This window comes from Elioraea tepida (assembly GCF_019203965.1).
Lineage (GTDB): Bacteria > Pseudomonadota > Alphaproteobacteria > Acetobacterales > Acetobacteraceae > Elioraea_A > Elioraea_A tepida.
The window spans coordinates 1,060,268-1,073,315 of record NZ_CP076448.1 but is presented as its reverse complement, the minus strand read 5'-3'; the positions used below and the strand labels follow the sequence as shown (position 1 = coordinate 1,073,315).

At 72.1% G+C, this 13,048-nt stretch carries 12 protein-coding genes; 1 reads left to right on the top strand and 11 read right to left on the bottom strand.

Features of this window, described 5'->3' with window-relative positions; translation table 11 throughout:
* Window positions 1-4: 4 nt before the first annotated feature.
* From KO353_RS05160 to KO353_RS05125, 8 genes are all read right to left on the bottom strand, one after another.
* The gene (locus KO353_RS05160) at window positions 5-1,540 is read right to left on the bottom strand and encodes a peptidoglycan -binding protein (protein ID WP_218286658.1); all 1,536 of its coding nucleotides are present in this window, start codon (window positions 1,538-1,540) and stop codon (window positions 5-7) included.
* A 45-nt stretch (window positions 1,541-1,585) separates the two neighbouring features.
* A complete protein-coding gene (locus KO353_RS05155) occupies window positions 1,586-2,722 on the bottom strand; it encodes a flagellar motor protein MotA (protein ID WP_456236932.1) in 1,137 nt (378 codons plus the stop codon).
* Window positions 2,722-3,576, bottom strand: coding sequence for an OmpA family protein (locus tag KO353_RS05150; protein WP_218286656.1), 855 nt, complete (start codon window positions 3,574-3,576; stop codon window positions 2,722-2,724). The genes KO353_RS05155 and KO353_RS05150 overlap by 1 nt, the downstream gene beginning before the upstream one ends.
* Before the next feature lie 83 nt (window positions 3,577-3,659).
* Complete coding sequence (locus tag KO353_RS05145) at window positions 3,660-4,484, bottom strand: inositol monophosphatase family protein (RefSeq protein WP_218286655.1); 825 nt, start codon at window positions 4,482-4,484, stop codon at window positions 3,660-3,662.
* Between the two features lie 18 nt (window positions 4,485-4,502).
* Complete coding sequence (efp, locus tag KO353_RS05140) at window positions 4,503-5,069, bottom strand: elongation factor P (RefSeq protein WP_218286654.1); 567 nt, start codon at window positions 5,067-5,069, stop codon at window positions 4,503-4,505.
* A 44-nt stretch (window positions 5,070-5,113) separates the two neighbouring features.
* Entirely contained in the window at window positions 5,114-6,190 is a 1,077-nt protein-coding gene (locus KO353_RS05135; protein ID WP_218286653.1) for a lysine-2,3-aminomutase-like protein, read from the bottom strand.
* A gap of 40 nt (window positions 6,191-6,230) precedes the next feature.
* On the bottom strand, window positions 6,231-8,213 hold the full coding sequence (locus KO353_RS05130) for a glycosyltransferase (protein ID WP_218286652.1): 1,983 nt from the start codon (window positions 8,211-8,213) through the stop codon (window positions 6,231-6,233).
* An 18-nt stretch (window positions 8,214-8,231) separates the two neighbouring features.
* Window positions 8,232-9,536, bottom strand: coding sequence for an HlyD family efflux transporter periplasmic adaptor subunit (locus KO353_RS05125; RefSeq protein ID WP_218286651.1), 1,305 nt, complete (start codon window positions 9,534-9,536; stop codon window positions 8,232-8,234).
* 92 nt (window positions 9,537-9,628) lie between these two features.
* Between KO353_RS05125 and epmA the strand changes: the two genes are divergently transcribed.
* The gene (epmA, locus tag KO353_RS05120; RefSeq protein WP_218286650.1) at window positions 9,629-10,657 is read left to right on the top strand and encodes an EF-P lysine aminoacylase EpmA; all 1,029 of its coding nucleotides are present in this window, start codon (window positions 9,629-9,631) and stop codon (window positions 10,655-10,657) included.
* Between the two features lie 82 nt (window positions 10,658-10,739).
* On the opposite strand, the gene KO353_RS16690 is transcribed toward epmA, so the two are convergent.
* The 3 genes from KO353_RS16690 to KO353_RS05110 are packed head-to-tail and all read right to left on the bottom strand — an operon-like array spanning window position 10,740 to window position 13,029.
* Complete coding sequence (locus tag KO353_RS16690; RefSeq protein WP_268906214.1) at window positions 10,740-11,945, bottom strand: SulP family inorganic anion transporter; 1,206 nt, start codon at window positions 11,943-11,945, stop codon at window positions 10,740-10,742.
* On the bottom strand, window positions 11,858-12,475 hold the full coding sequence (locus tag KO353_RS16685) for a SulP family inorganic anion transporter (protein WP_268906213.1): 618 nt from the start codon (window positions 12,473-12,475) through the stop codon (window positions 11,858-11,860). Before KO353_RS16685 ends, KO353_RS16690 begins: the two co-directional genes overlap by 88 nt.
* 41 nt (window positions 12,476-12,516) lie before the next feature.
* Window positions 12,517-13,029 (bottom strand): DedA family protein, encoded by a 513-nt coding sequence (locus tag KO353_RS05110; RefSeq protein WP_218286649.1) that lies wholly within the window; start codon window positions 13,027-13,029, stop codon window positions 12,517-12,519.
* Window positions 13,030-13,048: the final 19 nt, after the last annotated feature.

The following is a 13,048-nucleotide window of genomic DNA, read 5'->3' as shown; positions in this document are numbered from 1 at the left end:
TTCCTCAGCGGTCGGTCAGCCTGAGCTCGATCCGGCGGTTGCGCGCCAGAGCCGCGGGGCTGTCGCCCAGGTCGAGCGGCTGAAACTCGCCGAAGCCGGTGGCGGCGAGACGGTTCTCGGGAACGCCGAGCAGCGCGAGCAGCCGAACCACCGTGATGGCGCGCGCGGCCGAAAGCTCCCAGTTCGAGGCGAACCGGCCGGTGCCGGTGATCGGCGTGCGGTCAGCATGGCCATCGACGCGCAGGATCCACGGGATGTCGGGGGGGATGTCGCGCGCGATCTCGCGCACCACAGCGGCGATCTGGCGAATCTGCTCCACCCCCTCGGGCTGGAGATCAGCCGAACCGACCGGGAACAGCACCTCCGATTGGAACACGAACCGGTCGCCAACAATCTGGATCCCGGGGCGGTTGCCGAGCACCTCGCGCAGCCGGCCGAAGAAGTCGCTGCGGTAGCGCTGCAGCTCCTCCACCCGCGCGGCAAGAGCGAGGTTGAGCCGCTGGCCGAGGGCGGCGATCTGCGCGTCCTTGTCACGCCCCTCCGCCTCGGCGGCTTCGAGAGCGGCGGCGATTCGCGCGATCTGGGCGCGAAGCTCCTCGATCTGGCGGTTGAGGAGGGCCACCTGCGCCCGCGCCGTCTCGCCGAGCCGACGCTCCTCCTCGAGCAGCGCGGCGAGGGCGCGCCTCTGCTGCTCCTCGGTGGTGGCACGCGCCGCCGCCGCCCGCGCCTCGCGCTCGAGCTCGTCGCGCAGCGCCGTGAGCGCCCGGATCTGGCCGGTGAGCCGAGCGATCTCCGAGAGGCGAAGCTCGATGGTCGCGCGGTCGGCCGTCACCTGGCGGTCAAGCGCTGCGATCTCCTCGCGCATGCGGGCGAGCTGCGCCCGCTCCGCCTCGAGCGTGCGGCGCGTCTCGGCGAGTTCGGCCCGGGCATCGGCGAGCTGCCGCTGCGCCTCCGCGGCGGCGCGTGCTGCTTCCGTCGCGGCGCGCTGGCGCTCGGCCGCCTCGCGCGCGGCATCCTGCGCGTCGCGGGCGCGGGCGTCGGCCACCATTTGCACCTGGTCGGCCCGGGTCAGCGCCTCGGCGAGCTCCGCCTCAAGACGCTGCACCCGCGCCGCGGCGGCGTCGGCGCGCGCCCGCGCCTCGGCAAGCTCCGTGGCCAGCCGCGCCCGCTCGGCGAGAGCGGCGGCGCGGTCGGCCCCGGCACGGTCGCGCTGGGCAGAGAGAGAGGCAATCTCGCGGGAGAGCGCATCGCGCTCGGCCGCCATCGCCTCGAGGTCTGAGGCCAGCCGTGCGACCGAGAGCCTCAGCTCCGCCGTCGTGCCGCGCTCGAGCGCGAGCAGGTCTGACAGTTCCGCCACCTGCCGGTTCAGCCGCGCGAGCGCCTGGTCGCGACCCGAGAGGGCCACCGAGAGGAACCCTTGCGCGAGCACGAACACGAGCAGAACGAAGATGATCACCATCAGGAGGGTCGAGAGCGCGTCGACATAGCCCGGCCAGGGCTCGTAGCCGCCGCGTCGCCGACCGCTCGCGAGCCCTGCCATCAGACGCCCTCCCGACCCGCCATCAGCCGCCCCCGTGCTGCGGCCTCATCGCTGATCGTTCTCCGCGAGCGCAGCGATGGTGCGTGCGAGCAGCTTGATCTCGCTCCTCACCTCGGAGGAAAGCTGGTTCCGCCCCTGGATTAACTCCTCGAGCAGGCGCGCCATGTAGAGCTCAAGGTTGCGGATGTGCGCGCGCGTCGCCTCGTCGAGAGCGCCATGCGCCTGCGCATCGGCAAGCCTCGCAAGCACAGGGCGGAGCTCCTGCTGGCCTTCCGCCATGCGCAACAGGATCGCCTGCGAGGCGCGCATCTGGTCGGTGAGCTGACCGAGTCGCTCGGTCAGCCCGATCACCGCCTGGTTCGCCGCCATCCTTCCCTCCTCGCCGCGGGCGAGGATTCGCTGCAGCCCCTCGAGGTTCTCCGCCGTCTGCTCGAGCAGCGCCTGGACATAGACGGGAACCGAGCCCTCGCCCTCGGTGCCGATCGCCCCGGAGGAGAGCCGGGTGGCCTGAGCGAGCCACTCCTCGAGGTCCATGTAGAAGCGGTTCTGCGCCTGGCCGGCGTTGAGGTCGAGGAAGCCGAGCACGAGCGAGGAGGCAAGCCCGAACAGAGAGGCGGAGAACGCCGTGCCCATGCCGCGAAGCGGCGCCTCGAGGCCCGATTTGAGCTGGTTGAACAGGGTCGGCAGGTCGCCCGAGCCGACCGTCATGCCGCCGATCACCTCGGCGATCGCACCGATCGTCTGGATCAGGCCCCAGAACGTGCCGAGCAGGCCGAGGAAGATCAGAAGCCCCACCGTGTAGCGGCTGATCTCGCGCGTCTCGTCGAGCCGGCTTCGGATGCCGTCGAGCAGGCTGCGCATCGCGAGCGCTGACAGGGTGAGGCGATCGCGCTTCTCCGCGATCATCGCCGCCATCGGCGCGAGCAGCCTCGGCTGCCCGAGCCCGGCAAGGCCGGGCCGGTTGCGCCGGAAGGTCTCGAGCCACTCGACCTCGCGCTCGAGCGCGATCACCTGCCGGAAGGTGTAGATCACGCCCGCGAGCAGCACGCCGAGGATCAGCCCGTTGAGAAGCGGGGTGGCGAGGAAGGCCTCGATCAGCGTCCGGTGCAGCACCGCGGCGACCGCGAGCACAACTGCGACGAAGAGAAGCATGCGCAGGACGAAGCGTCGCGGCCGGGTGATCATCGGCCCGCTCCGGCGAGAATGTCGACGCGGTCGGCAGGGCCGTCGCCGGAGCCGAGGCCAAGAGCGCGCACATCGATCCGTGTCGAGCGTATGCCGGCCTCCATCAGCGCCGCGCGCACGGCGAGCGCGCGGGAGAGCGAGGTGCGGCGTGCGCGGGAGGGGTCGGACGGGTCTCCCCCCGCATAGGCGTTGACGGTGATCCGCACCTGGTCGTCCTCCGCGATGCCGCTCGCGAACCGGAGCACCTGCTCGCGCGCCGAGGGGGTGAGCTCCGTCGCCCCGCCCGCGAACTCGAGCCTGAGCGAGCGGGCTGCGGCGGTCGCCGCCGCTACGGGCGTCGCCGCCGCGGGGCGGGCCGGAGGTGCCGCCGCGGGTGCCTGGGCCTGTTGTGGCGCCTGCCGGGCCGGAGCGGCCGCCGACGGAGCCGGTGCCGCAGCCTGTGGCGCCGCCGGGGCAGAGGCCGGGGGTGGCGCGCCGGGAGCCGGAGCGGTCGGTGGGGCTTGGGCAGCACGCAGGGTGGGCGGCAGGAGAGAGGGGGCGAGCGGGCGCGGCGCCTCCTCCTCACGCGGCGGCGCGGCGGCGATCGGCGGAGGCGGCGGAACGCGCACCACGCCGTCCTTGGTCTCCTCCGCTGCCGGGCGTTGGGGCGGCGTGCGCCGGACACTGCGCCTCGGCTCCTGCGCGGCGGGCGGCTCGAACCCGGGGGCCAGAGGCTGGCGCGGCGCAGGCCCGAGCGCATCGAGCACGGAGCGGTCCACCCGCACGCCTGGGTCCTGCGCCGCCGCGCCGAGCGGCGCGAGCGGAAGCCCGAGCCCGAGCAGGAGGCCAGTGAGGCGAGCGAGCCGCGCCATCGTCTCCGCGCGTCAGAGGTGAACGATCCCGTGGCGGGACCTTACGCGATGACGCGCGGGCACACCAACCCGCGCCGCCTGTCTCATCGGCGTACCGCGGCGATCCCGCTCGCCACCACCTCGCGCAGCTTCGGGTGAAGTGCGGGGTTCGCCGCCACGACATCGCCGGAGGCGAGCGGGTCGCCCCCGTCGGGGGCGGTGACGAAGCCGCCCGCCTCGCGCACCAGGATGATCCCCGCCGCGATGTCCCACGGGTTGAGATTGAGTTCCCAGTAGCCGTCGTAGCGGCCCGCCGCCACCCAGGCGAGATCAAGCGCCGCCGCCCCGGCGCGGCGTATGCCCGCGACCTCGGGCATCAGCGCCGTCAGAGTATGCGTGAATTCGCGCTTGTACGGCATCGAGCCGAAGGGGATTCCGGTCGCGAACAGCGCCTCCCGCATCTCCCGCCGTGCCGAGACGCGCAAGCGACGCTCGTTGAGGAAGGCGCCGACCCCCTTCTCCGCCACGAACAGCTCGCCCTGGGCGGGGGAATGCACCACGCCCGCCACGATCTCCGAGGTCTTGCCGAGGCGACGCTCGAGCCCGATCGAGATCGCCCAGTGCGGAATCCCGTGCAGGAAGTTCGTCGTGCCGTCGAGCGGATCGACCAGGAAGCGGAACTTCCAGTCCTCCGGCCCCGAGCTGCCGCGCTCCTCCATCAGGAACGCGTGGTCGGGGCGGCCCTTGGAGAGCTCGGCACGCAGCGTCTCCTCGGCGCGGAGATCGGCTTGGCTCACGAAGTCGGAGGGGCCCTTTACCGACACCTGGAGGTTCTCGACCTCGCCGAAGTCGCGCAAGAGGCGCTTCGCCGCCTTGTGGGCGGCGGCGATCATCACGTTGACGACAGGCGAGAAGCGCGGGACGACCATCGGCGGGCGCGGCCGGGCTCAGCCGCGCGCCCGCTCCACGTAGGTCGCGTCCTCGGTGCGCACCACCACCTTCTCCCCGCTCTCGATGAACGGCGGGACCATGATCCGCACCCCGTTGGCGAGCACCGCCGGCTTATAGGAGGAGGCGGCCGTCTGCCCCTTCACCACCGGGTCGGCCTCGACGACCTCGAGAACCACCGTCTGCGGAAGGTGAACGGCCACCGGGTCGCCGTCGACGAAATCGACCGTGAGCGTCATGCCCTCCTGCAGGAACTGCTTCGCCTCGCCGGCAAGTTCGGAGGAGACCTCGATCTGCTCGAAGGTCTCCTTGTCCATCAGCGTCAGCATCTCACCGGTGGCGAACAGGAAGTCCATCTCCCGTTCCTCGGTCTGCAGACGCTCGACCGTGTCGACCGTGCGCCAGCGCTCGTCCTTCTTCGCACCGGTCTTGAGGTCGCGCATTTCGACCTGAATCACCGCCGCGCCTTTGCCAGGGGTGTTGATGTGGCTCTTGAGGATGGTCCAGCGCCGGCCCTCGTGCTCGATCACGTGGCCCGGGCGCATCTGGTTCGCCTGCATCTTCATGGCAGAGCCGTTTCCGTCGCTTCTGTCGGGGGTCGCGCGGGGCTTTAGCCGCTTTCGCCGGTATCGGCAAGGCGATGGCGCGACCCGTCTGGCGCGGTGAGCAGCCAGCCCTCGCCATCCCGCTCGGCATGGCTCTCGCCCACCGGCACCTTGCCGTGGCCGCCTGCGATGTCGACCACATAGATCGGCAGGGCATGGCCGGGGATGCGCCCGCGCAGGCGCCGCATCAGCGCGCGGCCGCGTGCGAGCGGAACGCGGAACCGCGCCGTGCCGGGCGCGCGGTCGAGGTGGTGCAGATAGGCGGGCTTGACCCGGGCGGCGATCAGCGCGCGGAAGAGCTGCTCAAGCGCCGCCTCGCAGTCGTTGACGCCCCGGAGAAGAACGCTCTGGGAGAGGATCGGCACGCCCGCGGCGCGGATCCTGCCGAGCGCCTCAAGCGCCGCGGGGCTGAGCTCGCGCGCGTGGTTGACGTGCACCATCAGCCACAGCGGCTTCTCGGTCGCGAGCGCTGCGGCGAGGGCCGGTGTGACGAGCGAGGGCTCGGCCACCGGAACGCGGGTGTGGATCCGAAGCGTCTCGAGGTGCGGGATCGCGTCGAGAGCCTGCAGGATCGCCCCGAGCCGTCGTGGCGACAGCATCAGCGGGTCGCCGCCCGTGAGGATCACCTCGCGGATCTGAGGCCGCGCCCGGACATAGGCGTAGGCCGCCTCGAGCTCTGCGTCCGCCAGTACCCCGCCATCGGGGCCGACGCTCTCGCGTCGAAAGCAGAACCGGCAGTAGACGGGGCAGGCGAGCAGCGGCTTGAGAAGCACCCTGTCGGGGTAGCGGTGGACGATCCCTCGAACCGGGCTGTGCCGGTCGTCGCCGATCGGGTCAGGGTGCTCGTCTGGGCGCGTCACCGCTTCGTCGGGATGCGGGACGTATTGCGCGGCGATCGGGTCGGCCGGGTCGTCGCGGTCGATCAGCGACGCGACATGCGGCGTGACGGCGATCGCGTAGCGCTCCGCGACCGCCTCGAGCTTGGGAAGCTCATCGACGCGCACGAGGCCGGCCGAGGCGAGCGCGGCCATGGTCCTCAGCGTCTTGGGTGGCGCGGCGGGAGCGGCGGTGCCGTCGGGCATGGCGCGAGGGTTTAGGCCGGCGCGCCAGAGCGGGCAAGCGTCAGGCCGGCTGCGGCGGCGCCCCGAGCAGGAGCCGCGCGAGCAGCGCAGGCAGCGTGCCGCGCGCGGGCGCCTGGGCGAGCACCGGGTCGTGCGCCTCGGAAAACAGCCGCCTGATCAGCGCCGCGCGCGCGGCATCCGACACCGCCTCGAACCGCAGCCCGAGCCGCGCGCCGCGCACGCCCACGATCGTCGCCTCGAGCGTCGGCACCTTGGAGAGGGCGACCGTCACACGGTCCCCGCGCCGGAACGGGAGCGACGCCCTCGGCTCGACGAGCGCGCCTGTGACGGAGAGGTCGATCAGCGCCGCCTCGAGCCGCTCGCCGTTCACGATGAGTGCGGCCGGTTCGCCGCCCATCGCGAAGCGCTCCTCTGCGCGCCCCGAATGGCGCGGCACCGCAAGCACGATCACGAGCAGAAGCACCACCGCGTTGACGATCGACCATCCCGCCACCACGGGGATCAAGGCCATCCGCTCGACGATCCTGACCTCGAGCGCGGTGTTGAGCACGAGGCCCGCGAGCGTGGCGGCGATCACGGCGAAGGCCGTTCCGACCACCAGCCGGTCCGCCACGCGGGAAGCGGCGTCACGCCCCTTCGGCGTGACCCGGAACGCGTGCCCGTAGGGCCGGAACAGCGTAACGAGCACGGCCGGCAGAAGCCGCACCGCGGAGAAGGCCGAGAGCACCACCGCGGCGAGCGGGTGGTAGGCGCCTCGGGAGAGGAGCTGCAGCCCGCCCATGTAGGCCAGCACGACAGGGATCTGGTAGGCGAGCACCTCGGGCACGCCGACATTGGCGATCGGCACGAGGCCCGTGAGCATGAACACCACCGGCGCGACCAGCGAGAAGCTCTGCACGAGGCTCCCGGAGAGCCAGTGCGTGGGCAGAAAGAACAGCCGCTGCAGAAGGGTGAGCCCCGGGCCGAGCGGCCCTGCGCGCAGGTAGAGGATCTGGATCGCGCCGCGGGCCCAGCGGGCGCGCTGCACGAAGAAGGCATCGGTCGATTCCGGGGCGAGGCCGAGCGCGAGGGTCTCGTTCAGGTAGCGCGTGACGTAGCCCTTCCGAAGCATCACGAGGGTAAGCAGCATGTCCTCGGTGATCGAGCCGGTTGGGAGTTTTCCGCCCACCGCGTCGAGAGCAGCGCGGCGGATGATCCCGTTCGAGCCGCAGCAGAACGCGACGTCCCAGGCGTCGCGCGCCGGCATGATCACGTCGAAGAAGAGCCTCTGATCGTCGGGCAGGACGCGCTGCAGAGCGAGGTTCTGCTGCATCGGGTCGGGGTTGAAGAACCGATGCGGGGCCTGGACGATGCCGACCCGGGGGTCGTCGAAGAACCCCATGGTGCGGCGGAGGAAATTGGCGCGGGGCGCGAAATCGGCATCGAGCACGAGCACGAAGGGCGCATCGGTGCGCGCGAGCGCGGCGTTGATGTTGCCCGCCTTCGCCCCCTTGTTGTCCGGCCGCGTGAGGTAGCCAACACCGCGCGCCGCGCACCAGGCGCGCAGCCAGTCGCGCCGGCCGTCATCGAGCACCCAGACGCGCAAGCAGGGCCAATCGAGCGCCATCGCCGCGACGATGGTGCGTTCGAGCACCTCGATCGGCTCGTTGTAGGTCGGGATGAACACATCGACCGCCGGAAGCGCCGAGGGGTCGAGCGAAGCGAGCCGTGCCTCGTGCCGGTCGGCCTCGGCCGAGTTGTCGCGCCGCCGGGACAGGAGAAGCATAAGGATCATGCCGTCGGCGAAGGCGAGCAGCTCGACGCCGAGGAAGGCGAGGATGAACACCCTGTCGGCCGGGCCGAGGCCGGGCCCAGAGAGCGTGCTCGCAAAGCGCCAGGAGAGGTAGTAGGCGACGATCACGGCGACCATTGTCGGCACGATCGCGCGGGCGAGCCGCTCGTCATCAGCGCCTCTCAGAAGCAGAAGGAGCCCCGCGACCGCGAACAGCGGCCAGAGCGCCTCGCTCGGGATGTCGAGCAGCATCCGCCTGGCCGGCCCGGGTCAGGGAGCGGCGCGGGCGGCGAGCCGCTGCGCGAGGAGGTCGACCGCCCAGTCGGCCGTCTTGCGCAGGCGCAGGGCCAGGGCGCCGAGCCGATCGGCCAGTTCGGCGACGGGGCCGGAGGCGGCTGGGAAGCTCACCTCGGCGAGGCGGCCGATGCCGCAGAACCCGCCCTCCGCCTCGCGCGCGATCCGGGCGGCGGCGTCAGCGGGCAGCACCACCTCGACGGTGAGCTGGCCGCGGTCCTCGACCGGGCGGTCGGCGGCGAGAAGGGCGGCGCGGTTGCGCGCCCCCGCACCACGGATCGAGCGGATCGTGCCCTCGAGCTCGGGGCCGCCGCGCAGCCGAACCTGCGCGACCTGCCCAGGCAGGAGCGCGCTGTAGGCGAGATCGGGCAGGGAGACCTCGACGAACAGCCGGTCGCAGCGAACGAGGTCGAGCAAAGCCTCGCCCGGCTTGACCGGGGCGCCGGGGGTGGCGCGACGCTCCCACACGAGGAGATCGGCGGGCGGAGAGACGTCGTAGCGCGCGCGGGTCCGCTGCGCCTCCTCCTCGGCGGCGAGCGCCGCAGCAAGCGCCGGCTCGCGCGCCACAGCCTCGGCCAGACGGTCGGCAATGAGCCGCCGCTCGAAGAGAAGACGCTCGCGCTGCTGCACCGTGTAGGGAACGTCGTTCTGGCCGTCGCGCAGGTGCAGCCCGGCTTCGGCCGCGCGGAGCTCGACCTCGAGCCGCGCGATCCGCGCCGCGAGCGCCTCTGCCGCGGCGTCTGCGCGGCGAAGCGCCGACTCGGCGGCCTCGACGCGCACGGCAGCGACGTGACGTTGCGCGTAGAGGGTGCGCACATAGTCAAGCTCGGCGCTTGCCTGGTTGACGACGGCGAGAGCGCCCGCGTGCTCCGCCCGCGCCTCGGCGAGTTCCGCGGCAAGACGCGCGCGCGCCGCCTCGGTGTGGACGCGGGCACGCTCGGCGAGCGCCCGGTCCTGCGCCTCGAGCTCGGCAAGCGCGCGCCGCGCCTCCTCCGCCTGGGCGCGGACAAGAGCGAGGTCATGCGCGAGACGATGCAACTCCCGATCCTCGGCGACGAGGCGCCGGACGAGCGGCGTCGCCACGCCGGCGGCAAGCACCGTGCCGGGCCCCGGCAGGCGCTCGTCGGCGAGCCCGTCGATCGGCGAGACGATCCGCACCACCTCGCTGTTGACGACGGCGTCGGTCGAGATCCGGTTGGTGAGGTGGGGTGCGAACGCATAGCCGGCCGCGCCGAGCAGCCCGGCACCGAGCAGGATTCGGCTGAAACGTCGGGTCAGCATGGCCTCGCCCTTTTCGTCGCGAGACCAAGTTTCGGCCGAGAGGGGTTAATCGGGCGTTGACGTCGGCCCCCTCGCCCCGCTTCCTCGGGCCCATGTCCCCCCCCTGGGCTCCCGAGCGTCTCGCCGCGCGCCTGCCGTTTCTGCGCCGGCGCGCGCGGCTTGTGGCTGAGATCCGCGCCGTCCTCGCCGCGCGTGGCTACACCGAGGTGGAAACGCCCATCCTCCAGGCCTGCCCAGGGATGGAGCCCAATCTCGACCCGTTCGTGACGCGCTACTCGGCCAAAGTCGGCTGCGAGCAGCGCACGCTCTATCTCCAGTTCAGCCCCGAATTCGCGATGAAGAAGCTGCTGGCCGGCGGGGCGGGCCCGATCTTCCAATTTGCGCGGGTGTTCCGAAACGGCGAGGCGGGGCCGAACCACCAGCCGGAGTTCACCCTGCTCGAATGGTATCGACCCGGCCTTTCCCTTGCCGGGCTGATGGACGAAACCGAGGCGCTGATCCGAACGGTCGTGCCCGAAGGCCTGCGCACGAAGCACCTCTCGGTGCCGACCGACGTGCCCTTCGAACGGATCTCGGTCGCCGAGGCCTTCCTGCGGCACTGCGACGGGCTCGACCTCCTCGCCACCGCCCCCGACCCGCTCGCCCCCGAGGTCTCCCTCCTCGCCGAGGCGGCGTCGCGCATCGGCGTCCGGCACCGCGCGGGCGAGACCTGGCAGGACCTGTTCTTCCGCCTGCTGCTCGAGCGTGTGGAGCCAGCGATCGGGCGCGACCGGCCGACCTTCCTGACGCATTGGCCGGCCTCCGAGGCTGCGCTCGCGCGGCGCGACCCCGCCGATCCGCGCGTGGCACTCCGCTTCGAGCTGTTCGCCGCCGGGCTTGAGCTCGCCAACGCCTACGAGGAGCTGACGGATGCGGCCGAGCAGCGCGCCCGCTTCGCGGCCTGGGCGGAGGAGCGGCGCCGGCTCACGGGCGAAGTCCGGGCCGTGGACGAGGACTTCCTCGACGCGCTGGAGCACGGGCTTCCCCCCTGTTCCGGCATCGCGCTCGGGATCGACCGCCTCGCGATGCTCGCGTCAGGGGCGGCGCGGATCGAGGACGTTCTCTGGCTTCCGGCAGTCTAGAGCACCCTGGCAACCGGCGTCGTCGCCTCCCTCCGTGGGTGCGCGCGTCTTGACGGCTGGGGCCGATGCGAGGCGGGTGCGATCAGCTCGGGGCCTGCCGGCTGGTGATGGCGAGCGCGGCGGCGAAATCCTCGGCGATCGTGAAGCCGGGGGTGGCGTCGGTCAGCCCCATCCGCGCCATCACCGCGCGCGGCTGCGGCTGGATGCCGGTGACGATCACGTGCGTGCCGTTGGCGCGGCAGCGGCGGACGACGTCAGCAAGCGCGGCCACCCCCGTGCTGTCGATGAACGGCACCTCGCGCATGCGCAGGATGAACCAGCGCGGGTAGCGCGGTAGCAGCTCCACCACGTCAGCGAGCCGGCCGGCCGCGCCGAAGAAGAGAGGGCCGCGGAGCTGGAAGACCTCGACCCCCTCGGGCAGCGCGTCGCGCTGGGTGTAGCGGTCCTCGCGCGGCCGGTCGAAATCGTCCTCGTCGGCGATCACGACGCGCCGCCCGTCCTGCATCAAGCACACCGCCTCTGCCATCCCGTGCATAAAGAGGATCGCGGCGAGCACGACCCCCACCTCGATGGCAAGCGTGAGATCGACCAGCACGGTGAGCAGGAAGGTGACGGCGAGAACCAAGCGCTCGCCCGTCGGGGCGGTGGCCAGCATGTGGCGCACCTTGTGGTGCTCGCTCATGTTCCACGCGACGATCACGAGCACCGCGGCGAGCGAGGCGAGCGGCACGTAGGCCGCGAGCGGCGCCGCCACCATCATGAACGCGAGCAGGAACACCGCGTGCAGCATTCCCGCCACGGGGCTCTTGGCGCCGGCGCGGATCGAGGTGGCGGTGCGGGCGATCGCCCCGGTCAGCGGCAGGCCGCCGAAGCAGGCGGAGGCGAAGTTGGCGATGCCCTGGCTCACGAGCTCGGCGTTCGAGCGGTGCCGCCGCCCGGTCATGCCGTCGGCCACCACGGCGCAGAGCAGGCTCTCGATTCCGGCGAGGAAGGCGATGGTGAAGGCAGGCTCGACGAGTTCCCCCATCCGTTCGAGCGAGACCTCGGGCAGGCGCGGTGCCGGCAGCGCGGAGGGAAGCTCGCCGAAACGTGAGCCGATCGTCTCCACCGGCAGCCCCGTCGCAGCGACAAGCGCGGAGGCGGCGACGACGGCGATCAGGAACCCGGGCAGGCGCGGGGCGAAGCGTCTGACCGCGAGGATCAGCCCAAGCGCTTCGGCAGAGACCAGGGTGGCCGCGAACGAGACCGTCCCGCGCGCCGCCCAGTAGGCCTGCCACTGCGAGGCCACACCCCCGGCAGCTTCTCGAGCGAGAGGCCGAACAGGTCCCGCACCTGTGAGGAGAAGATGATCACCGCGATGCCGGCGGTGAAGCCGACGACGACCGGCTCGGGCACGTACTTGATCCAGGTGCCGAAGCGAAGCAGGCCCGCCGCGACGAGCATGATCGCCGCCATCATGGTGGCGACCACGAGCCCGTCATAGCCGTGCCGCTCGATCACTCCGAACACGACGACCACCAAGGCGCCGGTGGGGCCTGAGATGTTGAACCGAGCGCCGCTTAGCGCAGAGCCCAGGAACCCGCCGACCACCGCGGTGACGAGGCCGACATCGGGAGTGGTTCCGGAGGCGATGGCGAGCGCCATCGCAAGCAGCAGGGCGACGATCGCAACAGTGAGGCCGGCCAGCAGGTCGGCTTGGAAATCGGCCGGCCCGTAGCCCTGCCGCAGAACGGTGACACGCTTCGGGACGAACAGGCGAAAGCCGGGCGCGGCACCCTGTCGCGGCTGGGCGGCAACAGCGGCTGATCTTTCGGCCACGCGCCATGCTCGCGGCGCTCGGGAGCGCGTTCAAGTCCCGATCAGGCGAGCAGCGAAACCCCGAAGGCGCCCGGCGCCAGAATCGCGGCCGACCAGACGGCTGCCGAGGCGACGGTGGCGAGCTTGAAGCGCACCGGACACATCGCCGTCAGACCGGCCGCGAGCGGAACCGTCGCCCGCATCGGGCCGAGGAACTTGCCGAAGAACACCCCGGCGATGCCCCAGCGCCGGAAGAACGCCTCCGCCCGCGGCAGGAGAGAGGGATCGCGCGACAGCGGCCAGAGCCCGGCGACGCGGCGCTTGAACCGCCAGCCGAGCCAGTAGGAGATCACGTCCCCGGCCACCGCCCCGGCCGCCGCGGCCGCCCAGACCGGCAGGAACTCGACCGCCCCGGCGCCAACGATCGCGCCGAGCCCGAGCAGGATCACCGTCGCCGGGACGAGGAAGGAGACGAGAGCCACCGACTCGCAGAAGGCGACCAGGAAGGTCAGCGGCACGGCAAGGCCCGCGTTCTCGCGGATCAGCGAGGTGATGTCAGCGCCGAGCTCGTGCATGCGCGGCGGAGATGGGCTC